Here is a 25934-nt window from a genome sequence, read left to right as displayed (position 1 = left end):
CCATGACGGCGTGTGCGAAACAGGTGGCTGCTGAGGTGGCCGAGCAGCCGGCATCGGGTGAACGGTACTTCCTCGAGTCACTGGACCGCGGACTGAGCGTCCTCGAATGTTTCGACGAGCAGCACCGGGAGCGCACGCTGAGCGAGGTGGCGCAGAGCGTCGGGATCACCCGCTCCACGGCGCGCCGCATTCTGCTCACCTTGGTGGACAAGGGTTTCCTGCGTCTCGACGGCCGTAACTTCTCGCTCACGCCCCGGGTGCTGCGGTTCGGTTTCTCGTATCTTGCCGCGCTGCGACTGCCGCAGGTCGCCGATCCGCACATCGAGGCTCTCGCGAAGGAACTGGGCGAGACCATCTCCGTCACCATCCTCGACGGCCCCGACGTGGTGTACGTGGCGCGGGTCCGCTCACCCCGGATCATCCGCATCTCCATCACGGTGGGCATGCGGTTCCCCGCGTACGCGACGTCCACGGGGCGGGTGCTGCTGGCGGGACTGTCGGCCGACGCTCTCGGCGACTACCTGAAGACCACCACGTTCCAGTCGTTCACCCCGCAGACGATCTCGGACGTCGACCAGCTGCGCACCGCGGTCGGGCAGGTCGCCAGGGACGGCTGGTCGATGTCGGAGAACGAACTCGAGGTCGGCATCCGCGGCGCGGCCGTTCCCATCCGCGATCGGACGGGCGCCGTGGTCGCCGCCCTCAACTCCTCGCTGCAGGGCACCCAGTACACGCGCTCCGACGTCGAGGCGACGGTGGTGCCGAAACTCGTCGCGACGGCGGAGCGGATCGGTTCCGACCTGTCGCTGGGCTGACCGCCTACGCGGCGCGCCGGGACTGCTGGTCGACGAGCATCAGCACGTGCGCGTACATGCGCTCGAAATCCGGTGTGACACCGGTGAACAGCTGGAACGCGTCGGCGGCCTGAAAGACGTTCATACCGGCGCCGCCGAGGGTGGGCGCACCGAGCGCGCGGGCCGCCCGGATCAACGGCGTCTCGATCGGCCGGTAGATCACGTCGGCGACCCAGAGGTCGGGGCGCAGCAGTTCCACGGGCACGGGGGTGCCGGGGAATCCGACCATGCCGATTGGTGTGGCGTTGATCAGACCGGACGCCTCCGCGAGCGGCCCGGCGATCTCCGACGCCGGAACCGCGTCGACGACGCTGCCGGGAAACAACTTTCGCATCGTGTCCCGGCAGTGCTCGGCACGATCGGGATCGACATCCGTCACGGTGAGGTGCCCGGCGCCCCGGGACAGCGCCGAGTAGGCGACGGCGACCCCGGCGCCGCCCGCCCCGATCTGCACAACCCGGTCGAGGCTCGCACCCGGCAGTTCGCGGCCCAGGCTGCTGCCGAACCCGGTCCAGTCCGTGTTGTGCCCGACGGCCCTGCCCGCGGTGAACACCACCGTGTTGACGGCCTCGAGTCGCGCGGCGTCCGGCGACAATTCGTCGAGGTACGCCATCACCTGCTGCTTGTACGGGTGGGTGACGTTGAGCCCGTCGAACCCCCACTGCCGTGCCAGGTCGATGATGCCCTCGACGGTGGCCGCCGCCCCGTGCAGACGCTCGAGGTCGAGGAGCCGGTACACGTAGTTCATCCCCTGCGCGTGCCCCTCGGCCTCGTGCAGTGCGGGCGAGAACGAACCGTCGATCCCGTCTCCGATGAGTCCGCAGAGCACCGACTGTGCAGCCATGACCGTCGTCTCCTCGTCTACCGGCTCAGTGCGCGTTCTCGAGCTTCGCGGCCGTGGCGGCGTCCGCCACGTCAGCAGCCGAATCGGGTTGCAGTCGCCACGCGATCAGGGCGCTGGCGACGCAGCCGCCTGCCAGGTACACGGCCACCAGGTGCCAGGACCCGCCGCTCGCGGTGACCAGGGCCGCCGCGATGAACGGGGTGAAGCCGCCGCCGATCGCGCTGGCCACCTGGTACCCGACGCCCGCACCGCTGTACCGGTACTCCGCTCCGAACATCTCGGTGAACAGCGGCTGCTGCACGCTGACGACCATGTCGTGGGAGATGTTGACCAGCAGCACGGCCAGGATGACGGTGCCGATCATCGACCCGTGCTCGAGGAAGATGAAGAACGGGAACGCGCACACCGCGCCGATCAGTGCGCCGAGGATGTAGACGCGGCGCCGGCCGTGCTTGTCGGACAGCCAGGCGAACAGCGGGATGGTGCCGATACCCACGGCGCCGACGAGCAGACCGACGTTGAGCATGAAGTTGCGCTCCATCCCCAGTTCCTGCGTGGAGTAGCTGAGCGCGAACGTGGTGACGATGTACATGGAGAACAGTTCGGCGAAACGCAGGCCGATGATCTGGAGGAACGCCTTCGGGTGGTTACGCAGTGCCTCCACGAGCGGGATCCGCTTCTTCTCCTCCGGGCTCTCCTCTTCGACCTTCTCGACCTTCTCGACGAATTCGGGGCTCTCCTGCACTCCAGCGCGGATCCACAGACCGATTCCGACCAGGACGACGCTGGCGACGAACGGAACACGCCAACCCCACTGGCTGAACGCGTCCTCGGTGGTCAGGTTGCTCATGAGCATGACGAATCCGGTGGCGAGGATGAGTCCGACCGAGTACCCGACCTGCACTCCGCTGCTGTAGAACGCCTTCTTCTTCGGCGGCGCGCTCTCGACGGCCATCAGCGCGGCCCCACCCCACTCGCCGCCGACGGCGAAGCCCTGGATGGCGCGCAGCGTGACGAGCAGCACCGGCGCCCACCAGCCGATCGACGCGAAGGACGGCAGCAGTCCGATCAGCGCGGTACTCGTGCCCATGATCAGCACGGTGAGGATCAGCATCCGCTTGCGTCCGATGCGGTCGCCGTAGTGGCCGAACACCACGCCGCCGAGCGGGCGGAACAGGAATCCGACGCCGAACGTCGCGAACGCGGCGAGGGTTCCGATCGCCGGGCTGACGTTCGGGAAGAACTCCGAGTTGAACACCAGTGCCGCGACCAGCCCGTAGAGCAGGAAGTCGTACCAGTCGATGACCGCGCCGACGAAGCTGCTCAGCGCTGCTCTTCGCGCCTGCTTCTCGGCCGCCGGGGTGAAGGCGTGATCGCTCATTCCGAAGTCCCGTCTACGTTGATGCCGGACCCAGTGTGTTCGTATACCGAACGCGTGTCCGCTGGTTGAATAATGTGACGGTAGCCATAGCGTTTCCGCCTTGTCAAGGCCGCATAGATGCGTGGTACTGCCGATTCGTCTATCCCGGCCGCTCCAAATTCACCGAATCGGCGGTTCCGCGGCCGTCGCGACTCGTCCACACTTTCTCGAATCAGCGACCCACATCACATCCGGAGTAGCGCCGAAGGGATTTCTCCATGTCAGGAACCACCGATCCGCAACTTCAGCACACACTGAAGAAGCGGCACCTCTCGATGATCGCTATCGCGGGGGTGATCGGAGCAGGCCTCTTCGTGGGCTCCGGGGTCGCGATCCGCGAGACGGGCCCCGGCGTTCTGGTCGCCTACGCACTCGCAGGCATCGTCGTCATCCTCGTGATGCGCATGCTCGGCGAGATGTCGACCGCCAACCCCGAGACCGGTTCGTTCTCCGCGTACGCGGACCAGGCGATCGGCCGATGGGCGGGATTCAGCATCGGCTGGCTCTACGCGTGGTTCTGGATCATCGTCCTCGGCATCGAGGCGACAGCGGGCGCCGTCATCATGAACCGGTGGATCCCCGACGTCCCGCAGTGGAGTTGGGCACTGATCCTGATGGTGCTGCTCACGCTGACGAACATCGCGTCCGTGAAGTCGTTCGGCGAGTTCGAATTCTGGTTCGCGTCGATCAAGGTCGCGGCGATCGTCATCTTCCTGGGACTCGGCATCCTCGCGATCTGCGGATTCCTGCCCGGTGTCGAAGCACCCGGACTCACCAACCTCACCGGTCACGGCGGGTTCTTCCCCAACGGGGCAGGTGCCGTCTTCGCGGCGGTACTCGTGGTCGTGTTCTCCTTCTTCGGCGCCGAGATCGCCACCATCGCGGCCGGTGAATCCGCGAACCCCGTCGCGGCGGTGCGCAACGCCGTGCGGTCCGTCGTGTGGCGCATCCTCATCTTCTACATCGGGTCCATCGCCATCGTCGTGACGCTGCTCCCCTGGGACGACGCCTCCGTCGCGCTGAGCCCATACGTCGCGGTCATGGATTCGTTCGGCATCCCGGCGGCAGGCAACATCATGGACGTCGTCGTGCTCACGTCCGTGCTGTCCTGCCTGAACTCCGGCCTGTACACGGCGAGCCGCATGATCTTCTCGCTCTCCCGCCGCGGCGACGCCCCGGCCTCGTTGTCGGAGATCGGCTCGTCCGGCGTTCCGCGCCAGGCCGTGCTCGTCTCGACGGTCGTGGGGTTCCTGACAGTGGGCCTCAACTTCCTGTACCCGGACACCGTGTTCCTGTTCCTCGTCAACTCCTCGGGCGCGATCGCCCTGTTCGTGTGGCTGGCGATCTCGGTGTCGCAGCTGCGCATGCGGCGCCGGCTCGAGGCCGAGGGCAAGGACCTCACGCTGAAGATGTGGCTGTTCCCGTATCTGACGTGGTGCACCATCGCCGCCATCATCGCGCTCTGCATCGGCATGCTCGTGCTGCCGGAGACCAGGAGCCAGATGTACGTCTCGATGGGCCTCGCCGTCGTGGTGGTCGGAATCGGGATCTACCGTCAGCGGACCCGTCAGGCCGGCGACGCGGCTCCGGATCCCACGACCTCCGGCGAAGAAACGGTCGACGCCCTCCGCCCCTGAGCCCGGTCCCGCATGTTCGTATAACGAACAGTAGTGCGCTCACTGAACTCGGCGTACAGTCCGCCGAGGGAAGGCCGGACCCACCGGCCCCAGGAAGGACCGAAGCTCATGAGGTGGGCGATTCTCGGCGCGAGCAACATCGCTGCCACCCGCGTGCTCCCCGCGCTGCGCGAGTGCGGGGAGACCGCGGCAGTCGTGCTCAGCGGTGACGCGGCGCGCGCAGAGGACTACCGGCGGACCCACGACATCGAGTCCGCCACCGACGACCTGCGCGAGGCGGTGGGCGGGGACGTCCAGGCCGCCTACATCTCCTCCACGAACGACAAGCACTTCGACCACGCCATGGCCGCGATCGACGCGGGTCTGCACGTGCTGTGCGAGAAGCCGCTCTCGTTCGACGTCACTCAGGCACAGAAGATGGTCGACGCGGCCGCGGCCGCGGGGGTCGTGTTCGCGACGAACCATCACCTCCGCACCCACCCCGTTCATCGAGCGGCGCGGAAGATGCTGGCGGAGGGCGCGATCGGCGACATCCTCTCCGTGCGCGTGAGCAACACGATCCTGCTGCGCCAGGCCCTGCGTGGGTGGCGCCTCGACGGCGTGGGCGGCGGCGTCGTCCTCGACCTCGCGGTGCACGACATCGACACGCTCCGCTTCGTGACCGGGATGGAACCGACCACGGTGACGGCGGTGGGGGTGTGCCAGGGGCTCAGTGACGGTCCGGCGGATGCCGCGATGACGAGCGGCGTCCTCGGCACGAACACCCTGTTCTCCCTCCACGACGCGTACACGGTCCCCGGTGGCGTCACGGGATTCGAGATCCACGGGAAGTCGGGCACTCTCGTCGCCACCGACTGCATGCGCCCCGATCCCACCGGGACGCTGCGCATGATCACGAACGGGCAGGACACGGCCGTCCCGCTCGAGGCCGTCGACAACCTCTACGCACCGGGGATCCGGGCGTTCGTCGACGCCGTCCGCGGGGACGGTGAACCCGTGGCGACGGGACACGACGGACTGCGTTCGGTGACCGCCGCGCTGGCGATCCTGCAGTCGATCGACGAGGGCCGGACGGTCCGACTCTGAGCGCAGGTCGCTACATGATGAGCCCGCTGGGCCGACGCCGCAGCGGCGACGGTTCCTGCACGGGCATCGAATTCGGCGGAACCGGGTAGGGCGCACCGGCGTTGAGCGTCCCCGCGGCCACGTTCGGCCCGCACTGCGCGATCGCCGCCTGCAGGCGTGGCCCGGGGTCGGTCATCGCGGGAACACCGGCGTTCGGTGCCGACGAGAAGTCGAACGCGGACGTCATGTCGCCGACGGCGCCGCGGCGCCAGTCGGTGAGGTTGGGGACGGGCACGCCGAACCGCTTCTCCAGCAGCCGCAGCTGCGACGTGTGGTCGAACGTGTCGGACGCGACGAGGCCGCCGCGGCTGTACGGCGAGATGATCAGCGACGGTACCCGGAAACCGAGGCCGATCGGACCCGGATTGTTCTCGCTCTCCGACACCGTGTTCAACGGGACCGTCAGGTATTCGCCCGGGGTGCCCGGCGGCGGTGTGGGCGGGGTGACGTGGTCGAAGAAGCCGCCGTTCTCGTCGTAACTGATGATCAGCGCCGTCTTCTCCCAGATCGCCGGGTTGGACGTGAGGATGTCGAGCACCTCGACGATCCCGACCGCGCCCGCGGCCGGGGGCAGCGCCGGGTGCTCGCACGTGAAGATGTTGGGGACGATCCAGGACACCGCGGGCAGGGTGCCGTTCGCGACGTCGGCCCGGAAGTCGTTCGGGTACGTCGGATCGAGGCCGCGGCGAGCGAGTTCCGAATTCGGGTCGCTATATTGCGTGAAGCAGCCGAGCATCCCGTCGAGCGCGACACTCGACACCGGCCCGAGGTCCTTGTTCGCGTACACCTTCCAGCTGACGCCGGCCTCCTGCAGGTTCTCCGGATAGGTGCGCCAGGAGTAGGCGAACCTCGGGATCACGGTCGGCGTCTCGACGAGCGGACCGCCCGCCAGCCCGTCCGGGTCGATCGTTCCCGTCATCCAGTAGAGCCGGTTCGGGTCCGTCGGCCCGAGCACGGAGCAGAAGTAGTGGTCGCAGATCGTGAAGGCGTCGGCGAGGTCGTAGTGCACGGGGATGTCGGCCCGCGTGTAGTAGCCCATCGTGGCGGGACCGTTGAGCGGCCCCTCGTGCGCGATGTGCACCGGCATCCACCGGTCCATCGCGCCGCCGTTCCACGCGTCGTGCTGCGGACCCCACGAATGGGTGGGGTCGTTGATGCATTCGCCGTCGAGGTGCGTGCCCTGCGTGGTGTCGAGCCGGAACGGGTTGAGAAACCCGGTCGGCGTCGGCCCGACGCCCGGCGTCCAGCCGTACTGCTGCCACGCCGGCGACGGGTCGTCGAAGCCGCGCACCCCCGACAGCGTGCCGTAATAGTGGTCGAACGAGCGGTTCTCCTGCATGAGGTAGACGAAGTGCTCGATGTCGTTCAGCGACCCGCTGCCACCCGGATCCTGCGCGTACGCCCGGTCGATCACCGGGCCCGCCCACGAACTGAGGAATGCGGCGCCGCCTGCCGCTGCGGCGGAGGCGAGGAACTTGCGTCGTGAGATGTCCGATGCCGGGGTCACGGATCGTGACGCTAGTCGCTGCGGACGCCGCCCGCCCGGTGAATGCGCACGTTGCCCTACTGCGGGCCCACCGGCACATCGCCTTCCAGCGTGATGCGGTGCATGACGCGGTGCTGGGTTCCGTAGTCGCGGTTCGCGTAGTGCGCGGTACTGCGGTTGTCCCACAGCACGAGGTCGCCGAGGCGCCAGCGGTGCCGCACGACGTGCTCCGGTTTGGTGAGGTGGGCGTACAGGAAGTCGAGGATCCCCCGGCTCTCCGCCTCGGAGACTCCGGCGATGTGGGACGTGAAGCCCGGGTTCACGAAGATGCCCTTGCGGCCCGTTTCCGGGTGAACCCGCACGACGGGATGCTCGACGGGCACGAGTGCGGTGACTTCCTCACCGTCCCAGACGTTTCCCTTGCCGCCGCGCTTCTGCGCGAGGTAGTACCCGAATTCGCGGTTGCCGTCGTGGACCGCGGTCAGCTGGTCGATCATCTGCCGGATCGGCAGCGACAGCGACTCGTACGCCAGTTGGCTGTCGGCCCAGTTGGTGTCGCCGCCGTGCGGTGGGAGGACGACGGGACGGAGGATCGACCCGAGCGGCGGCCGCTTCATGAACGTGACGTCGGTGTGCCACACGTCGGCGAAACCGTTGTCCTGGCTGTCGAGCGCGTACACCTCCCGGGCCACGTTGCCGCTGTCGTGGACGGGGTGGCCCGCGGTAAGCCGACCGAGCCGGCGACCGAACTCGATGTGGCCCGAGTCGTCGAGCGACTGGCCCCGCAGGACCAGCACCTTGTGCTCGGTCAGCGCCGAACGGATCGCGGCCACCTCGGCGTCGGTGGCGGACGCGACGTCCAGTCCGATGATCTCGGCCCCGAACGAGGGGCCGAACTTGTCGAGCGTCAGCGACGCTGTCCTGGTTTCGAATGCAGTGCTCATGATGTCTTTCCGCGAAGGTGGATCGTGCCTGGGTACGGGAGCACCGGCCCGGACCTGCGAACGCGGAGGATGCGTGAGGAATTACCGGATGCCGGAGCCTACCGAGGAATGGACAGCACGCGGTACGCGCGCCGGGGCCATCAGCAACAACAGATGTTGGCGCACGTACGGCACAGGTCGACGGTCAGGCGTCGCACCAGGTGAGTCGTATGCACGAAGCAATTCCTACCGGATGGGAGGGAAATGAGCAAGCTCGCGGCAATCGCGTGCGATCAGCTCCAGCGCGCCTGACCGCCGTCGAGCGGGATGGTGGCCCCCGACAGGTAACCGGCGTCGGGACCCACGAGGAAGACGACGGCGCGCCCGATGTCGCGTTCGCAATCACCGATCCGGCCGAGCGGAATCGACTTCACGAACTCGGCGGCCTCCTCCGGATTGGTCTCCGTCCACCACTTCAGCCCCGGGGACAGCGCGTGCGGCGCAATGGCGTTGACGCGGATGCCGTCCGGGCCCCATTCGCTGGCCGCGGTCCGGGTGAGCGAGCGCATCGCCTCCTTGGTGGCCGCGTACAGCCCGTAACCGCTCGTGTCCCAGCGCACCGCCGACGAGCTGACGAGATTGATGATCGAGCCGCCGCCGCGCGCCTTCAGGTGCGGGTAACACAGCTGCATCAGGAACAGGGTGGCCACCGGGCCGACGGCCATCGCGCGGTCGAGAAGCTTCGGCGTGATCTCCAGGAGCGGTCCGAGCGCGCTCGCGTTGGCGTTGTTGACGAGGATGTCGATCCCGCCGAACACCTCCACGACGCGGTCGACCATCGGTGCCAGCTGATCGCGTTTGCTGACGTCGCAGACGATCGGCTCGGCCACGCCGCCAAAGTCGGCGATGGCGGCGCACGTGTCGACGAGTTTCGCCTCCGTGCGCCCGACCACCGCGATCCGCGCACCCTCCTTGGCCAGCGCGAACGCCATCCCGGCGCCCACGCCCTGCCCGGCGCCGGTGATCAGTGCGACCTTGCCGTCCAATGTCCCCATCACGAGTCCCCTCGGTCCGATTGCGCGTCGGCTGCCCACCGGTTGGCCGTCAGCCGGAAGCTGGGAATGTCGGACAGCGACATCACCGCCTCGTACGTCCGCTCGTATCCGGTGTGGGCGATCCGCCATCGACCGTCCGGCCCGCGGACGTAGCGGTCGGAGTAGAACGCCGCCCCCCGCAGCACCATGTCGTGCTCCGGGATCAGCACGGTGTCGGAGAGGAACCACCGCCCCGTCGCCGTGTCGCCGTCGACGTCGATCTCCGGGTGACCGCAGTGATGCTCGGTGATGGTCTGCGGCCCCAGATTCGACTTCATGAACGCGACCAGGGCGTCCCGCGACTCGAACGCGAGATGCTCGCCGTAGTTCGCGGTCGCGTCGGGAAGGAGCGTGTCGGCGAACTCGTCCCAGCACTTCGTGTCCAGGGCCCGCAGATACGTGTACTTGAGCCTGCTGATCGCGGCGACGGCCTCGAGATCCACGGCATTCACCCTTCGTCCACCCCCGAAACTGACACCTGTTCTATCACGGATCGGCAGGATTGGCGTCGGATCCGACGATCCATGCGCTACGACCGGGCGGGTCGAGGATCAGATCGGCCACAAGCGCAGTCCAGCCGGTTTGGTGGGACGCGCCGAGACCGGCACCGTTGTCGCCGTGGAAGTACTCGTAGAACAGATGGTTGTACTTCCATGCGGGGTCGGTCTGGAGTAGTTTCTCGCCGCCGTTCACCGGCCGGTTCCCTTCGGCGTCCGGCAGCCAGATGCCGACGAGGCGGTCGGCTAGGTCGTCGGCGACCTGCCGGAGGGTGAGGCGTCGCCCCGAACCGGTGGGGTAGTCGATGGTGAAGTCGTCACCGAAGAACTGTGCGTACTGCAGCAACGCCCGGATCACGAGGTAGTTGACGGGGAACCAGACGGGGCCCCGCCAGTTCGAGTTGCCGCCGTACATCGAAGTGCGGGACTCGGCCGGCTGGTAGTCGATCACCGCGTCCGGTGTGCCCGGCAGGGTGTATGGCGACTCGAACTGCTTGGACAGCGAGCGCAGCCCGTGCGGTGAGAGGAAGGCGTCCTCGTCGAAGAGTGTCGCGAGCACGGTTCGAAGCTGCTGCTCCGTCAGCAGCGACAGCAGCAGTCGGCGCTCGGTGTCGGCGGTCCGCACCCGCCACGACTGATCCGAGCCCGTTCCCTTCGCGCGCACCATACGAGCGAAGCGCTTGCTCAGCCGTTGCGCCCGTTCCGAATTGCGCTCGGGAACAGACACAGCCACCAGGACCGGTATCACGCCGACCAGAGTCTGCACCCGGATCGGCGTGGCGTTACCACCGGCGTCGACGAGCCGATCGTAGAAGAATCCATCGTTCGGGTCGTACAGCCCCGACTCGTCGAGCGCCGCCGTGATCAACGCGAACTGCTCCAGGAACTTGACGACCATGTCCTCGTAGACGTCGTTGTCGTCGGCCAGGGTCAGGGCGAGAACGAGCATGGCGGCGGAGTAATAGGCCAGCCACCCCGTCCCGTCGGCCTGTTCCAGCCGTACCCCCGGAGGGAGGTGGGAGCGGTCCAGGGGACTGATGTTGTCGAGCCCGAGGAAGCCGCCGCCGATGAGGTTGTTCCCGTCGGGGTCCTGGCGGTTGAGCCACCACGTGAAGTTGAGCAGGAGTTTCTGGAAGACACGTTCGAGGAACTCGACGTCCTCACCGCCGTCGATGAGGAATACCCGCAGTGCGGCCAGGGCGTGCACCGGCGGGTTCACGTCGTCGAAGCTCCATTCGTAGGCGGGGAGGGCGCCGTTGGGGTGGAGGAACCACTCTTTGAGCAGCACGATGAGCTGGTACTTGGCGAAGGCGGGATCGAGATGTGCCCAGGGGACCGTGTGGAATGCGAGGTCCCACGCGGCGAACCAGGGGTATTCCCACGGGTCGGGCATCGCCAGGAGGTCGAACGAGTCGAGGTGCCGCCACCCGGTGTTGCGACCGCTGCGGTGTCCCGGCGGTGGAGCCGGTTCGGCGGGATCGCCGTCGAGCCAGGTCGTCATCCGATACGGGTACATCTGCTTGCTCCAGATCAGACCGGCGCACGACTGCCGGAGGATCCGCATGCGTTCGGGATCGATGTCGCTCGGGGCGAGGGTGCGGTAGAACTCGTCGGCGTCCGCGTGCCGGCGGGCGAGGACGTTGTCGAACGCAGTCGTCGACCATATCGTCGATTGTGGTGCAGAGCCGGTCGGCTCGGGCCGCCACAGGCGCAGTCGCAGCTCCACGGTTTCCCCGGCGGCAACCGTCAGGTGATAGCGCCACGCCGCCTTCGTTCCCCGTAGGTCGGGGTTGACGGTGTCTGCGCCGGCGACGATGTGGTCGTTGATGCCGTCCTTCGGGAACGGGGTGATCGGTGCCGCACCGAACAGCCGGGCGGTGTTGGTTTCGTTGTCGCAGAACAAGGGTTCGGGCCGCGTCCCGTCGCTCGCGGGGGCCGCCTCGAGCCGATAGCCGCGCAGGCGCGGGTGATCGACGACGACGGCGTCCCCGTCGAGGGACAGGCCGGGGATCTCGGCGCTCCCGGACGAACGCCACGTGTTGCGGAACCATGCCGTGGGGAGGACGTCGATGTCGGCCTCTTCGGGTCCGTGGTTCCGGACAGTGATGCGGGCCAGCACTTCGGTGGGACCGGCCTTCGCGTACGTGACGTCGACGACCCAGAAGCGACCGTCGTCGAACACCCCGGTGTCGAGCAGTTCGAACTCGAATTCGCCGCGGCCGCGGCGTGCGTTCTCGTCGACCAGCTGCTGATAGGGGAACTCGGCCTGCGGATAGTGGTATCGCCACTGCAGGAGTGCGTGACTCGGAAGGCCCTCGAGGTACCACCAGTACTCCTTGGCGTCCTCACCGTGGTTGCCCTGCGGGCCCGTGAGACCGAACATCCGTTCCTTGAGGATCGGATCGGCGCCGTTCCACAGCGTGAGCGCCAGGCACAGGTCGTGGTGGATGTCGGACAGCCCGGCCATGCCGTCCTCGTTCCATCGGTAGGCGCGTGAACGGGCGTGGTCGTGGGGGAAATACTCCCAGGCGTCGCCGCTGTCGCTGTAGTCCTCGCGCACGGTGCCCCACGCCCTCTCCGACAGGTAGGGACCCCACTCATACCACGGGTTCGCCGCGAACAGGTCGTCCTCGGCACGGCCGGTGGCCTCGGCGAGGCGGGCGTGTTCCGCCGTGGTGCGTCCGTCGGATGCATGCTTGCTCATGTGTGCTCCTCTGCGGAGTCGATACGGAAAAGGTGCCACTGCCACGGACCGAGCTCGACGTACAGACCGTCGCAGAGGTCGGTGCCGGCACGGTCGAAGACCGCGTCGTGGGTGGGGTCGACGAGCCGGCAAGGCACGCCGCGCAGGTCGTGCCACGGCACGCGCACGTAGCCGATCGCGGTGTCGGGGCCCAGGTTCACCACGACCAGCCATCGACGGTCGCCGTCCCAGCACCACGCGACCAGATCCTCGGTGCGGTCGTTGCCAGGGCTGCCCGAGCGGTCGCACAGCTGCCACACGCCGGTGCGGAACGTGTTGTCGCCGAGTGCCGTCAGCAGCGAGCGGTAGAACAGGGACCGGTCGGTGTCGACGGGCTCCGTGGGGAAGCGCCCGAGGAAGACCGGCAGCCGTGCGCGTCGGCCCTCCATCTGGCCGTCGTGCACGAGACGCGCCCCGGTCTGGGTGAGTGTCGCCACCGCTGCAGCGTTCTCCCGTGCCGGGTCGAATACCGTCGCTGCCCTTGGCTCGTCATGATTTTCGATGAACCGCACCAGCTTCTCCTGGTAGTCGCGGTCGGCGAGGAGATGGCCGCCCACCTGCTCGGCATCCCCCTGGACCAGGCGGTCGTAGAGGCGCTTGTCGTAGCAGAAGTCGAAGCCCTGCTGTTGCAGCGCCCACTCCAGGTCCCAGTACGCTTCGGCGATGAAATGGAACGTCGGATGGCTCTCGCGCACCGCGGGAATCACAGTCGGCCAGTAGTCGTCGGCGGGAGCGTCGCCTGCCCGGGCGCCCCACGTTCGGCCGAACGTGTCGTTCATCATGAGCATCGCCATGTCGCATCGGACGCCGTCGCACTGCTCTGCGATCCGGCGGAGCGTGTCCACCACCGCCGACCGCAGGTCCGGGGAGAAGGCGTTGAGCTGCACGACATCGGGCCACGCCGGGAAGTAGGGATCCCGCCCGTTGGCCAGCACCCGGCCGGCGACATCGACGAACGACGTGGCGTCGTGTCGGAGATCCGCCGCGGTGCCCTGGACGAAACGCTCGGGATGAGTTGTCGTCCAGGGGTGGTCGGGTGCCACATGGTTCGGGACGAAGTCCAGGATCAGGCCGAGTCCCCGCCTCGCGAGGGCTGCCCGCGCCGCCGCGAGACCCGCCCGACCGCCCAGATTCGAGTCGACCTCGTAGTCACGGATGCAGTACGGCGATCCGACGACGTCGGACGGTGTGTAGTCGTCGAGCGTCGCCTCGAATGCGGAAACGAGTTCGCCGTCGGCCAACGCGATGGTCACACCCGCCGGGCTGCGCTCCCATACGCCCATCAGCCACACCGCGTCGAAACCGAGGTCCGCGATGGCGTCCCAGTGCTCGTCGGGCACGCTCCCGAGGTCGATGCGACGACCGGTGTCGGTGCTCAACCGGTTCAACCACGGCCAGGTGTTGATCTCGTACAGGAAGGGATGAGTCGCCGATCGCCAGCGCGAAGCCGCGGGCCCGCCTTCCTCGTGTGTGACATTCACGATCATGCCGGTGTCATCCTGCGCGTCGAAACACCTAGTGGATCGGAATCGGCCACTTGTGCGCCGCCTTCGGCACCGGCAATGGCATACGCCGCGCCGATGAGCGTGAGATGGCTGAACGCCTGGGGAAAGTTGCCGACCTGCCGGCGCCGGCGGACGTCGTACTCCTCCGCAAGCAGGCCCAGGTCGTTGCACAGGGCAATGAGCCGCTCGAACAGGGCCCGGGCGTGTTCGGTCCGCCCGTTCAAGGCCAGCGCGCTGACCAACCAGAACGAGCATGCCAGGAACTGCCCTTCGTCGCCGGCCAATCCGTCGTCGGTCTGCGCCGTCGAGTAGCGCGAGACGAACCCGTCGCGGCCGAGCCCACGGGTGATCGCGTCGATCGTTCCGCTCACGCGGGCATCCGAACCGGGCAGGAAGCCGACCAGCGGAATGGTGAGCACGCTCGCGTCGAGCTCCTCGGACCCGTAATACTGCGTGAAAGTGTTTCGCTGCCTGTCGAACCCATGGGCGCAGACGTCGCGGTGAATTTCGTCGCGTACCTGCCTCCAACGCTCGATGGGGGCAGGGAGTTCGAACCGTTCGGCCAGGCGCACGGCTCGGTCGAAGACCACCCAGGCCATCACTTTGGAGTGGGTGAAATGCCGGCGAGGCCCGCGGGTCTCCCAGATGCCGTCGTCGGGTTCGCGCCAAATGGTTTCGATGTGCTCGATGAGCTTTTGCCAGCGCGGCCACCGCCGGGGGTCGATCCGGCCGAGGATCTCCGCACCGGCGAAGAGCATGCCGACGACCTCGCCGTAGACGTCGAGCTGGAACTGCTCGGATGCCGCGTTGCCGACTCGGACCGGCCGGGAGTCTTCATAGCCGGGGAAGCCGACGAGTTCGAATTCGGTGAGGCGCCGCTCCCCGCTGATTCCGTACATGATCTGAATCTTCGTCGGATCGCCGGTGCCGACGCGCGTGAGGAAATCCCGGAAGGCGAGCGCCTCGTCGGTATACCCGGCGGCGAGCAACGCCTCGAGGGCGAGCGCGGAGTCACGCAGCCAGCAGTAGCGGTAGTCCCAGTTGCGCACTCCCCCGACGTCCTCGGGCAGGGAGGTCGTGGGCGCGGCGACCATACCGCCGGTTTTTTCGTAGGTCATGGCCTTGAGCGCGATCAGGGAGGTCAGCACCTGATCGCGGTAGGGGCCCGAGTACACGCAGCGCCCACTCCACTCTCGCCACCACGCCTCGGTGCGGGCCAGCGCCGAGTCGGCGTCCTCCATCGTCGGCGCGTCTTCGAAGGAGGAGTGCCAGCACAGAGCGAACCGGGCACGGCCACCCTCGGTGACGACGAACCTGGCGCCGACCGTCCCCTTGTTGATCTGCAGGGGCACGGGTGTGCAGAGGCGGAAGGCGTCCGGTCCTGCGGTGGCGCGGATTCCGTCCGGTTCCGGCTCCACCCACGGGGCAATGGTCCCGTAGTCGGGGCGAATCACCAGTTCCATCTTCATCGGCACCCGGCCGCGCACACCTTGGACGATTCGCATCACCCGGGGTGGACCGTCGCCGCGCCGCGGCATGAAGTCGATGATGCGCACCATGCCGTCGGCGGTCTCGAAATCCGATTCGAGCACCAGCGTCCCCGGACGGTAGCGGCGAGCACTGACCCGCGCCTCGCCGACCGGGGACAGGCTCCAGCGGCCGTGCCGTTCGTCCCCGACCAGGGCGGCGAAGCACGACGCGGAATCGAAGCGAGGCAGACACAGCCAGTCGATGGCGCCATCGCGGCCCACCAGAGCGGCTGTCTGTAGATCTCCGATGAGTCCGTAATCCTCGATACGCATAACCGATCTCCCCATCCTCAGATGTTTCCTGCATGGTCGAAAAGAGTTGCCGTACTGTTTACTTGGTGTTCATCGACACGGTCGCGACACTCATGAAAGGTCCGCCGGATTCGACCTCGACGCGGCCCAGAGCCATCGCGGTCCCTTGTGCCACAACTTGTTTGACCGACAACTCCTCGGACATGGAGTTCCCTTCCCAGGACGAGCGAGAAATGGCCTTCGGGGCAAGTGTCCTCCGAACGAGTAGGCAATGGAGGTGAATTCACCACCCCGCAACATTGTTGCGGGGCCGAACCCGGGAACAACGGTCGCTGGGCCGCCGGCGTCGCTTTCACTGGCCGACCAACTCGTCCGGCGGTAACATCACTCCATCACTCAACGTCTGATTCCCTGAGCACGGCGCGTATTCACGCGTAGGCGCACACTGCATGAGGCTGTGCGCCGGGAGACGAAGTCACGGCCGCCAACCCGGAACAGGTGCGAGATGGCTCCACGAAACGAGGCAGGTCACCGCTCGGCCGCTCTCCGCCGGGTTCTGATCCCGCTGGCGCTGGCCCAGTTCATCTGCAGCTTCGCCGGCTCCAACATGAACGTGATGATCAACGACATCAGCGAAGACCTGGACACCAGCGTGCAAGGTGTGCAGGTTGCGATCACCATCTTCCTGTTGGTGATGGCGGCACTGATGATCCCCGGCGGCAAGCTGACCGACAAGTACGGGCGGAAGCGTTGTTTCACCGTCGGCCTGGTCATCTACGGAGTCGGTGCCGTGATGAGCGCAGCAGCCCCCGGCCTGGGCATTCTCATCCTCGGCAATTCGATCCTCGAAGGAGTGGGCACGGCCCTGCTGATCCCACCCGTCTACATCCTCACCACGCTGTTGTTCACCGAGGTCACCTCGCGAGCCCGCGCCTTCGGTGCGATCAGCGCGATGGGAGGCATCGGCGCGGCCGCCGGGCCGCTGATCGGCGGCCTCATCACCTCGGCGATCAGCTGGCGGGCGGCATTCGTGTTCCAGGCCCTGGTCATCGCGATCATCGTGGTGCTGGCGCGGAACATCACCGATCCGCTACCGCCGGACCGCACACGTCCGTTCGACACCGGCGGGGCGATCCTCTCGGCGGTCGGCCTCGTCCTGATCGTCACCGGAATCCTCGCCGCGGACAACAACGCCTGGTTGATGATCACCCTCATCATTGCGGGCGCCCTGGTGCTGGTGTGGTTCTTACGCTCGGTGCGGGCCAAGGAACGCGCCGGCACGGAACCGATGCTGTCGACGGCGCTGTTCCGCAACCGCACTTCCAATCTGGGCCTGGTCACCCAGAACACTCAGTGGCTGCTGCTCACCGGGGTGTCATTCGTGGTCGCGGCCTACCTCCAGGTCGTGCGCGACTACGACGCGGTCGAGACCGGCGTCATCTTCACCGCGGAAACGGCCGGTCTGCTGGCGGCCTCCCTCGCTGCCGAACGGTTCGCGAAGCGGCACGCGCAGCGCACCCTGATCCTCGCCGGCTTCCTCGTCGTGATCGGCGGGACAACCGTGCTGCTGGCCCTGGTGAGTCGCACCCCGAACGTCTGGGCGTTCGCGCCGGGACTGCTGCTGATCGGACTGGGTCTCGGTGTCATGCTCACCCCGTCGGTCAACATCGTGCAGTCGGCCTTCGGCGAGCACCAGCAGGGCGAAATTTCCGGCCTGTCACGGAGCGTGTCGAATCTCGGCTCGTCCCTCGGCGCCGCGATCGCCGGCACTGTCCTCGTCGCCGGAATCACCTCCACCCCCGAGCGGTCGTACGCGCTCGCCATGGTCGTCCTGGCGGCGGTCGGCTTGGTCGGGCTCGTCGCGGCCACGTTCCTGCCCCGCACCGGGTCGCCGTCGGGCCCGGCGCAGCAGGCCATCTCGTCGGTGCAGACCGAATTCACGGCTCCGCCCCACAAGGATGTGAGTTCTCCGTTCCGGCGGCCGTGGCGAACGCCTCGTCGGTGACGATCCCGGTCGCCGGTTCGGCCGGCGTCGCGACTGAGTGTTACCGGCTGACGCTGCCCGCGACAATCATCTGCTGACGCTGCCCGCGTCGACCGGCAGGGCGACCGCCGTGATGTACCGCGCCTCGTCCGAGGCCAGGAACAGCGCGGCGTTGGCCACGTCGACCGGTTCGATCCAGGGAATCGGCAGCATGTTCATCGTCACCGCGGCCGCCGCGAACTCTTCGCGGGTGGGGTGCTCGAGGTCGGGCCGGAACGCCCGTCGCACCATGTCGTTCTGGATCATGTCCGTGTCGACGTTGGTGGGATGCACGCTGTTGACCCGCACCCGGTGCGGCGCGAGTTCCTTGGCCAGCGACCGCATCAGTCCCACCACCCCGTGCTTGGCCGCGGTGTAGTGGGCGACGCCGACGAGACCGCGCAGACCGGCGATGGAACTCGTCAGGACCATCGCCCCGCCGCCGCGCTCGATCAGGTGCGGGGCCGCCGCCTTGCACGTCTGCCACACCCCCGTCAGATTGACGTCGAGCATCGTCTGCCACGTCTCGGAGTCGAGCTCCAGCGCGGCGCCCGAGGACGTGATGCCCGCCGTGGCGCACACGAAGTCCAGCCCGCCCAGTTCGGCGGCCGCCGCCGTCACCGCATCCGCGAGCGCCGTTCCGTCACGCACGTCCACCTGCGCAGTCACGATCCGGCGGCCCGTGTCCCGGACCAGTTTCGCGGTCACCTCGAGATCCTCCGGGCTCGCCGGTGGCGTCACCACCGTGCCGACCGGCCCGCACAGGTCGACGGCCACGACGTCCGCGCCCTCCTGTGCGAATCGCAGTGCCTGCGCCCGGCCGATCCCGCGTGCGGCACCGGTGACCAGGACGACTCTTCCGTTCACTCGACCTGTCATCTCTACACCTTCTGGGTCAGTCCGGCGTCGACCACGAGTTGTGTGCCGGTGATGTATCGCGATTCGTCCGAGGCCAGGAACAGCAGCGCATTGCTGACGTCCCGCGAGTCCAGCCACGGAACGGGCAGCATGTGGTTGGCCGCGAGGACGGGGACGACGTCCTCCCGGGACGGGTTCTCGAGGTCCGGCCGCAGCCGTGCCATCGTCTCGGGGTTCAGGGTCATGCGGGTGCCGACGGCACCGGGGTGCAGCACGTTGACCCGGATGAACTGCGGTCCGAGTTCGGTGGCGAGGGTCCGGGCCAACCCGACCACCGCGGTCTTGGACGCCGAATAGTGGGCCGCCCCGGCCACCGCCTTGATGCCTGCGGTCGAACTGACGATCACGACGGAACCGCCGCCGTCGCGCATCGCCGGGACCGCGGCGGTCGCCGTGTTCCAGACGCCGGTGAGGTTGACGTCGAGCGATCGGTGCCAGATCTCGTCGTCGATCGTCCAGGCCGGGCCGGGGTTGTCGCAGACACCCGCGTTCGCGACGACGACGTCGAGGGGTCCCAGCTCCGCGACTCCGGCGTCGACGGCCGCCCGCAGCGCCGCCGGGTCCCGCACATCGGCGTGGGCGACGACCGCTCGGCGTCCGAGTTCGACGACCAGCCTTCGGGTTTCGTCGAGATCGGCTGCGGCCGACGGAAGGTCGACGGCGATCACGTCGGCGCCCTCCTCCGCGAGCCGGACCGCGTGACTGCGTCCCATGCCGTTTCCGGCACCGGTGATGAAGGCGACCTTGCCTGCCATCCGTGACATCGGTTGTCCCCTCTAGTCCAGGCGGCCGGGGGTCGGGTAGCTGCGCAGGGAGATCCCCACCCGCCCGTCCTCCACCGCGTCGTCGATCGATCCGCGCAGCGCACCGCAGGTGGGGACGAACATCGAGTGCTCACCCTCCTGCGCACGCAGAGCGAATTCCGGGCAGGTCTGCTCGGCGTCGCCCAGCCACTGCACGCTCGTGTGCGCCTCGCTGTATTTCTCCACGAGCACCGCGTTACCGCAGCGCCGGCATTCGACGGGAAGCACTCAGCTCACCGCCCCTGCACTGGCTGCGGCGTGGCGTGCCCCGACCCAGCCGAACACCATCGCGGGGCCGATCGTCGCGCCGGCGCCCGCGTAATCGTTGCCCATCACGGACGCCGACGTGTTTCCGGTGGCGTACAGCCCGGGGATCGGTTCGCCGTTGCCGCTCAGCACCTGGCTGTGCTCATTGCACACGAGCCCGCCCTTGGTACCGAGGTCGCCGGCCTCCATCCGCACCGCGTAGTACGGGGCCTTGTCCACCTCGTCCAGGGTCGGGTTGGGCAGTCGCGGGTCGCCGTAGTAGCGGTCGTAGGCGCTGTCGCCGCGACCGAAATCGGCGTCGACACCTGCCCGGGCGAACCCGTTGAACCTTGTGATCTCGGCGGACAGCGCGTCGGCGGGCACGCTCATCTGTTGCGCCAGTTCCCCGAGGGTCTCCGCACGCAGCATCAGGCCCGTCTCGAACCATTCCGCCGGGAACTTCTGCCCGGGCATCACCCCGCCGAACTGGTAGCGGCTCTTCGCCTTCGAGTCGAATACGAACCACACCGGGTCGTGACCGCCTGCGATCTGGTCGTGGACGAACGACACGTACGGGGATGCCTCGTTGGTGAACCGCTTGCCGTTCTGGTCGACGATCAGCGACGGCGGGATCGACCGCTCCGACACCAGGACGTGCATGATTCCGTCCGGACGCCGGAACGACGGCATCCACCAGGCGTCGTCCATCAGGTCGACGGCGGCGCCGACCTGCTCACCCGCCACGATTCCGTCACCGGTGTTGTCGGGCGAGCCGGCGCTGTAATTGTCCTTGCCGCCCTCCCGGAGGTACCGCTTCCGCATCTCCTCGCTCTGCTCGAATCCGCCGGTGGCCATCATGACGCCGCGGCGGGCGCGGATGCGCAGTTCCCGCGTCCCGGACTCGACGACCGCGCCCGTGACGGCCCCGGACTCGTCCGTGATCAGCCCCTTCAGTGGGGAGTTCAGCCACAGCGGGACGCCGGCCTCCTGAAGGCTGAGCCGCAGCCTGCCGACGAGGGCCTGCCCCAGGGTCTCCATCCGCCTGCGCCGCACCATCGCCACCACCGAACGCCAGCCGACGCCCAACGCGGTCCGGCGTCCGGCCCAGGTGCGGAAGAACATGTTGAGGTGCCGGAACTCGGTGGACGTCATGTAGAGCCCGCCCGGCATAGCGAGGGAGTTCGGGCGCTGCAGCTCGCGGTCGGCGCCGAGCTGGTTCATGTCGAACGGCAGCGGTTCGACCGTCCGCCCCTTCGGCCGTCCGCCCACGTTCTCCGGGTGGTAGTCGGAATAGTCCTCGCACCAGGAGAACCGGAGATGCGGGCAATTCTGTTCGAAGAACTGCATCATGGCCGGCCCCTGCTCGATGTACGCGTCGAGGCGTTCGGACGGCACGCTGTCGCCGACGATCGAATCCAGGTATTTCCGGACGTCGCCGGGGTCGTCGGCGCGGCCTTCACGGACGAGGATCGGCGAGTTGGGGATCCACAGGGCGCCGCCGGACAGTGCCGTCGAACCGCCGTACACCGCGGACTTTTCGACGACGAGGGTGTCGAGCCCCCGCTCGGCGCCGGCAAGTGCGGCGGTCATGCCGCCCGCACCGCTGCCGATCACCAGGAGATCGACCTCCCGGTCCCAGTTCTGCTCGTCTACGCTCATCGTGCACACCTTCCGAAGTGGTCTCGATCACACCCTGCCGGTGTCAATTGCTTTTTCCCACAGCCCTTCCCGCGGAGCGGGAGACAGCGGCACCGCCGCCGCGCGGGAGACAGAGCTAGGTGGCGGCGGTGAAGATGCCGAGCCCGCCGCGGTACACCAGGAGCGGCGGCACATCCCTGAGCACGTCCAGTCCGGTCACGCGTGCGACGACGATCGTGTGGTCTCCGGCGTCGTGCTCGAATTCGACGGTAGCCTGCACCCGGGCCAGCACTCCGTCCAGCGCCGGGGCGCCGTTGCCGGCGTGCGACCACCCGACTCCGGCGAACTTGTCGGCGCCGCTGGTCGCGAACGTGCCGCAGACGTCCCGCTGATCGTGAGCGAGGACGTTGACGCAGACGTGTTCGCTCGCCCGCAGCCGCGGCCAGCTGGTCGACGTCCGTGCGGGGCTGAACGACACGTACGGCGGGTCCAGCGACAGCGACACGAACGACTGGCATGTGAAGCCGTGCGGATTCTCGCCGTCGTGTGCGGTGATCACCGTGACGCCGGTGCAGAAGTGCCCGAGCACCGACTTGAGGTCGGCAGGGTCGATGCGACGTGCCACCGGCGGCACGGGTTCTTCGGTTCGGGTCATCGTGTCTCCTCGGATCGACGGGTTGCGTTCAGCCTGGCCGCGGCTCCTGCAGGCGGGAAATGCCCCGTCCCGCCCAGCGGCAGGGTTTCACGTGTCCGACCGGCGGCGCACGGTTGATAGGCTCGGGAAATGCCTTCGTCCGACCCCACCCAGAGCTCCGGGTTCGCCGGCCTCCGATCCACGAGCTGGCCGGTGCTCGGCATCCTGTCGTTCGGCGAGGAACTGTCCGGCTACGACCTCAAGAAGTGGGCCTCGTACAGCGTTCGCTTCTTCTACTGGAGCCCGTCGTTCAGTCAGGTGTACTCGGAGCTGAAGAAGCTGGAAGACGTGGGATACGTGACGTCGCGGACAGTCGTGGACGACGAGGCGCGGGTGAAACCCAAGCGCCTGTACAAGATCACGGACGCGGGCATGGCCGTCATGCGCAGCTGGGCGCGGGAGGCGCCGATCGATCCGCCCGTCCTCAAGCACGGCGTGATGCTGCGCATGTGGCTCGGCCATCTCACCGAGCCGGAGCAGCTCAAAGATGCCCTGAAGGAGCACATCTCGTATGTGGAGGGGATGAGCAGGCAGGCCGCACTCGACGCCCGCGATTCCGATGTCGAACCCACGTGGGCATTCGCACACATGGTCAACAAGTGGTCCGAGCGCTACTACGCCGCCGAGAGCGAACTCGCGAAGCAGATGCTCGCCGACATCGACGAGGCCGTCGAGCGGATGCACGGAGAAGGGACGCCGGAACATCCCGGTGTGCCGAAACCCACCGCATCACCGTCGATCCGGCGCTCCCGCGAGGCGCAGCAGGAGTACCAGGCCGCCATGAAGGCGGCGCGGGACTCCGGCGACGAGGCCGAGACGGAGAACTAGTCGGACGGGGTGCGCACGCGTTCGGCCACCAGATTCCGGAGCCGGGGCCACAGCGCCCGGCGTTCGGTCTGCGCCGCGGTCATCGCGTCGATCGTCAGGAATCCGTGGAACATTCCCCGGACCCGCTCGAGCTGTACCGGAACACCGGCGTCGGCGAGCGCCGCGGCGTACTTCTCCCCCTCGTACCGCAGCGGATCGCGTTCGGCGGTGATCACGATTGCGGGTGGGAGCCCGCCGAGGTCCTCGGCCCGGACCGGGGCGGCGTAGGCGGGTACGGCCTCGCGGTGCGTCGGCAGGTACTGATCCCAATACCATTGCATCGCAGCGCGGGTGAGGAAGTGATCCTCCGCGAACTCGTCGTAGGACTCGGTGTCGAAGGCCGGTTCGATGACGGGGTAGATCAGGAGCTGTCCGGCGACGGCAGGGCCCTGCCGGTCTCGGGCCATCAGCGCGGCGACGGCCGCGAGGTTGCCGCCGCTGCTGTCGCCGGCGACGAGCAGACGGTCCGGATCGGCGCCGAACTCGTGGGCGTGCTGCGCGACCCAGCGCGTCGCAGCGTAGGCGTCGTCCGCCGCGGCGGGCCATTGCGATTCCGGGGCCAGGCGGTAGTCGACGGAGACGACGACGGCGCCGATCCCGTTGCACATGGCGCGGCAGAAGCCGTCGTGACTGTCGAGGTCGCAGATCACGAACCCGCCGCCGTGGAAGAAGACGACGACAGGAAGGGGTCCCGCGGAGTTCCCCGCGGGCGAATAGATCCGTACCGCAATCGATCCGGCACCGCCGGGGATCTCCCGGTCGCGCACCTCACCGACCGGTTCGGGGTCGGCGACGGCCTTACGTCCCGCCTTCGTCTCCGCCCGCGCCTGGGCGCCCGTCATGGTTTCCACCCGGGGAAAGTTCTCGTTCAGTCCCCGCAGGATGGTCTCGGCCTGCTCGTCGAGCGGCATTCGTGCTCCTTCGTCCCGCCTCAGGCGGAGTATCGGTCGGCGCGTCCGGCGCCCGGTGTCGCGGTCGACATGTAGTTGCGCCAGGCGCCCTTGGCGGACATGCGAATCGGTGCGGTCAGACGGTGATCGAGCTTGATCTGACTGCTCGGACCGCACACGGAGATGGCCGCCACCACGTTGTCCTCGGTGCCCACCGGCACGGCGACGCAGCTGACGCCCACGAGATCCTCTTCCCGGTCGTAGGCCGCCCCGCGTTCGCGGGTCTTCTGCAACTCGGCGCGGAACGCGGCAGGTGAGTCGATGCTGAATCGTGTGCTGCGGGGCAGACCGGCCTCGACGACACGGTCGACCACCGACTCGGGCGAATGGGCCAGCAGCACCTTGCCGACGCTCGTGCAGTGCGCGGGCTGGCGGCCGCCGACGCGGGACGGCAGCCCGACGCCGAACCGTCCGGCGATCTTCTCCAGGTAGACGACGTCGATTCCCTCGAGCACCGCGAGGTGCACGGCGTGCCCGGTGAGCCGGTGCAGTTCGTGCAGGAACGGCAGCGCGGCCCGGTGCAGACGGTCCTGGTGCACGGCCAGCGACCCGAGTTCGAACAGCCGCATGCCGAGTTCGTAGTCCCGGCCCTCCCGGCGGAGCCATCGCAGCTGGACGAGTCGTTCGAGCATCCGGTGCGCGGAGGATCGCGGGAGCCCCGTGCGGCGCACGATCTGCGCGAGCGTGAGCCTGCCCGGGCCGTCGAAGGCGTCGAGGAGAAGGGCGGCGCGATCGAGGCCGGCGGTGGGTGTGGGGCTGAGTGTCGTCGTCATGGGGGACCTCCGTAACGGCGCTGCTCGGTGCGGCGCCGCGCTGTGTGACTGGCGACACTTACTATAAATAGGCATATACCTATTTGCAATAGCGGCTGGCTGAACGACCCCGAACAGCCCAAAGGCCCGGTGCACGCATCGAGTGGATACGCACACCGGGCCCGGACACCCCGTTTACATGGCCGCCAGCGGCTCGCTTCCCGACCAGTCGTGGCCCCAGTAGCTGTCGGCGGTGATCTCCTCCGCGGAGTAGTACGTCTCGTCCACCTTCATGCCGTCGGTGCCGAACTCGATGTCCCAGCCGCCGGGAGCACGCACGTAGAACGACACCATCTTGTCGTTGGTGTGGCGGCCGAGCGTCGAGGAGACGGAGAACCCGTCCTTGACGACGCGGTCGAGAGCCTGCCCGACGGCGTCGAGCGTGTCGACCTCCACCATGATGTGCACCAGACCCGGTGCCCCGCCGTGCGGCGCGGGGCACAGGGCCAGGCTGTGGTGCCGCTCGTTGACGCCCATGAAGCGCACCCGCATCGGACCGAACTCCGGCGGCGCCGGGATGCGGAACGCGCCGCGCGGCAGGAAGCCGAGCACCTCGGTGTAGAAGTCGAACGCCCCGCTGAAATCCATCACCGGCAGCACGACGTGGCCGAGGCCCTGCGCCCCCGTCACGAACTTCGCGCCGAACGGGGTGACCACCGGGCTGTGGTCGAGGACGGCGCCGTGGAAGATCTCGATCGTCGCGCCCGTCGGATCCTGGAACGTGACGACCTCCTCGACGCGGCGCGCGTCGGCCTCTTCCACCGACAGCGGCTTGACGGCGATCCCCGCGCCCTCGACCGCCTCCTGGACGCGGACCAGGCCGGCGTGATCGCGGACCTCCCACCCGATGGTGACCACCTCGTCCGTCTCGCCCGGCACGATCACGATGCGGGCAGCGCGCTCGTCCATGCGCAGGTACAGGGCATCCTCGTCCGGGCCCGACCCCTCGGCGAATCCGAGGACGTCGAACGCGAACGTGCGCCACCGCTCCAGGTCGTTGGTCTGGATCTTGACGTAGCCCAGGCCCTTGATGTCTGTCATGTGTTGTCCTTCTGGTGTTTTCGTGTTCGGACG

General features: G+C 67.9%; 22 protein-coding genes. 5 read left to right on the top strand and 17 right to left on the bottom strand.

Translation table 11 applies throughout. The features are described from left to right. Positions 1-35 precede the first annotated feature (35 nt). Positions 36-815, top strand: a complete 780-nt coding sequence (locus BLV94_RS34410) for an IclR family transcriptional regulator domain-containing protein (RefSeq protein ID WP_072946423.1) — start codon at positions 36-38, stop codon at positions 813-815. Between the two features lie 4 nt (positions 816-819). Here BLV94_RS34410 and BLV94_RS34405 read toward each other — a convergent pair whose 3' ends face one another. Together BLV94_RS34405 and shiA are read right to left on the bottom strand one after the other, a co-directional pair. Next, on the bottom strand, positions 820-1698 hold the full coding sequence (locus BLV94_RS34405) for a shikimate dehydrogenase (RefSeq protein WP_072946390.1): 879 nt from the start codon (positions 1696-1698) through the stop codon (positions 820-822). Between the two features lie 25 nt (positions 1699-1723). Continuing rightward, positions 1724-3079: a shikimate transporter gene (shiA, locus tag BLV94_RS34400; RefSeq protein WP_072946391.1), complete on the bottom strand. Its 1356-nt coding sequence runs from the start codon at positions 3077-3079 to the stop codon at positions 1724-1726. 257 nt (positions 3080-3336) lie between these two features. Between shiA and BLV94_RS34395 the strand changes: the two genes are divergently transcribed. Beyond that, complete coding sequence (locus BLV94_RS34395; protein ID WP_072946392.1) at positions 3337-4755, top strand: amino acid permease; 1419 nt, start codon at positions 3337-3339, stop codon at positions 4753-4755. A gap of 108 nt (positions 4756-4863) precedes the next feature. After that, on the top strand, positions 4864-5841 hold the full coding sequence (locus tag BLV94_RS34390) for a Gfo/Idh/MocA family protein (protein WP_072946393.1): 978 nt from the start codon (positions 4864-4866) through the stop codon (positions 5839-5841). A 10-nt stretch (positions 5842-5851) separates the two neighbouring features. Here the strand turns inward: BLV94_RS34390 and BLV94_RS34385 are convergent, their stop codons facing one another. The 7 genes from BLV94_RS34385 to BLV94_RS34355 form a co-directional block, all read right to left on the bottom strand. Beyond that, positions 5852-7387 carry a phospholipase C gene (locus BLV94_RS34385; RefSeq protein WP_072946394.1) on the bottom strand — a complete coding sequence of 512 codons (1536 nt, stop codon included), beginning with the start codon at positions 7385-7387 and terminating at the stop codon, positions 5852-5854. Between the two features lie 56 nt (positions 7388-7443). Continuing rightward, complete coding sequence (locus BLV94_RS34380; protein WP_072946395.1) at positions 7444-8310, bottom strand: TauD/TfdA dioxygenase family protein; 867 nt, start codon at positions 8308-8310, stop codon at positions 7444-7446. Positions 8311-8582: 272 nt separating this feature from the next. Continuing rightward, positions 8583-9344 (bottom strand): SDR family NAD(P)-dependent oxidoreductase, encoded by a 762-nt coding sequence (locus BLV94_RS34375; protein WP_072946396.1) that lies wholly within the window; start codon positions 9342-9344, stop codon positions 8583-8585. Continuing rightward, complete coding sequence (locus BLV94_RS34370) at positions 9344-9826, bottom strand: nuclear transport factor 2 family protein (protein WP_072946397.1); 483 nt, start codon at positions 9824-9826, stop codon at positions 9344-9346. The genes BLV94_RS34375 and BLV94_RS34370 overlap by 1 nt, the downstream gene beginning before the upstream one ends. A gap of 43 nt (positions 9827-9869) precedes the next feature. After that, positions 9870-12584 carry an MGH1-like glycoside hydrolase domain-containing protein gene (locus BLV94_RS34365; RefSeq protein WP_072946398.1) on the bottom strand — a complete coding sequence of 905 codons (2715 nt, stop codon included), beginning with the start codon at positions 12582-12584 and terminating at the stop codon, positions 9870-9872. Next, a complete protein-coding gene (locus tag BLV94_RS34360; protein WP_083395768.1) occupies positions 12581-14110 on the bottom strand; it encodes an alpha-amylase family glycosyl hydrolase in 1530 nt (509 codons plus the stop codon). Before BLV94_RS34360 ends, BLV94_RS34365 begins: the two co-directional genes overlap by 4 nt. Next, on the bottom strand, positions 14107-15951 hold the full coding sequence (locus BLV94_RS34355) for a glycoside hydrolase family 15 protein (protein ID WP_255315003.1): 1845 nt from the start codon (positions 15949-15951) through the stop codon (positions 14107-14109). Before BLV94_RS34355 ends, BLV94_RS34360 begins: the two co-directional genes overlap by 4 nt. A gap of 463 nt (positions 15952-16414) precedes the next feature. Between BLV94_RS34355 and BLV94_RS34350 the strand changes: the two genes are divergently transcribed. Continuing rightward, the gene (locus BLV94_RS34350; RefSeq protein ID WP_072946400.1) at positions 16415-17914 is read left to right on the top strand and encodes an MFS transporter; all 1500 of its coding nucleotides are present in this window, start codon (positions 16415-16417) and stop codon (positions 17912-17914) included. 66 nt (positions 17915-17980) lie between these two features. On the opposite strand, the gene BLV94_RS34345 is transcribed toward BLV94_RS34350, so the two are convergent. The 5 genes from BLV94_RS34345 to BLV94_RS34325 form a co-directional block, all read right to left on the bottom strand. Further along, positions 17981-18811, bottom strand: coding sequence for a mycofactocin-coupled SDR family oxidoreductase (locus BLV94_RS34345; RefSeq protein ID WP_072946401.1), 831 nt, complete (start codon positions 18809-18811; stop codon positions 17981-17983). A 2-nt stretch (positions 18812-18813) separates the two neighbouring features. Further along, positions 18814-19614, bottom strand: coding sequence for a mycofactocin-coupled SDR family oxidoreductase (locus BLV94_RS34340; protein WP_072946402.1), 801 nt, complete (start codon positions 19612-19614; stop codon positions 18814-18816). A gap of 12 nt (positions 19615-19626) precedes the next feature. After that, positions 19627-19881 (bottom strand): hypothetical protein, encoded by a 255-nt coding sequence (locus tag BLV94_RS34335; protein ID WP_072946403.1) that lies wholly within the window; start codon positions 19879-19881, stop codon positions 19627-19629. Then, a complete protein-coding gene (locus BLV94_RS34330; RefSeq protein ID WP_072946404.1) occupies positions 19882-21558 on the bottom strand; it encodes an FAD-binding protein in 1677 nt (558 codons plus the stop codon). A gap of 115 nt (positions 21559-21673) precedes the next feature. After that, positions 21674-22192 (bottom strand): flavin reductase family protein, encoded by a 519-nt coding sequence (locus BLV94_RS34325; RefSeq protein WP_072946405.1) that lies wholly within the window; start codon positions 22190-22192, stop codon positions 21674-21676. A gap of 129 nt (positions 22193-22321) precedes the next feature. Here BLV94_RS34325 and BLV94_RS34320 point away from each other — a divergent pair, with 129 nt between their 5' ends. Beyond that, complete coding sequence (locus BLV94_RS34320; protein WP_072946406.1) at positions 22322-23059, top strand: PadR family transcriptional regulator; 738 nt, start codon at positions 22322-22324, stop codon at positions 23057-23059. Here BLV94_RS34320 and BLV94_RS34315 read toward each other — a convergent pair. The 3 genes from BLV94_RS34315 to bphC all read right to left on the bottom strand — a co-directional run bounded on the left by BLV94_RS34315 (position 23056) and on the right by bphC (position 25901). Continuing rightward, positions 23056-24009 carry an alpha/beta hydrolase gene (locus BLV94_RS34315; protein ID WP_072946407.1) on the bottom strand — a complete coding sequence of 318 codons (954 nt, stop codon included), beginning with the start codon at positions 24007-24009 and terminating at the stop codon, positions 23056-23058. The genes BLV94_RS34320 and BLV94_RS34315 overlap by 4 nt on opposite strands. A gap of 20 nt (positions 24010-24029) precedes the next feature. After that, positions 24030-24821, bottom strand: coding sequence for an IclR family transcriptional regulator (locus tag BLV94_RS34310; RefSeq protein WP_072946408.1), 792 nt, complete (start codon positions 24819-24821; stop codon positions 24030-24032). Positions 24822-24995: 174 nt separating this feature from the next. Then, positions 24996-25901 carry a biphenyl-2,3-diol 1,2-dioxygenase gene (gene bphC / locus BLV94_RS34305; protein ID WP_072946409.1) on the bottom strand — a complete coding sequence of 302 codons (906 nt, stop codon included), beginning with the start codon at positions 25899-25901 and terminating at the stop codon, positions 24996-24998. Positions 25902-25934 lie beyond the last annotated feature (33 nt).

The organism is Rhodococcus koreensis, from assembly GCF_900105905.1.
GTDB classification, from domain to species: domain Bacteria; phylum Actinomycetota; class Actinomycetes; order Mycobacteriales; family Mycobacteriaceae; genus Rhodococcus_F; species Rhodococcus_F koreensis.
Note: the sequence above shows the minus strand (reverse complement) of the source record. Positions and strands in the feature narration are given on the sequence as shown.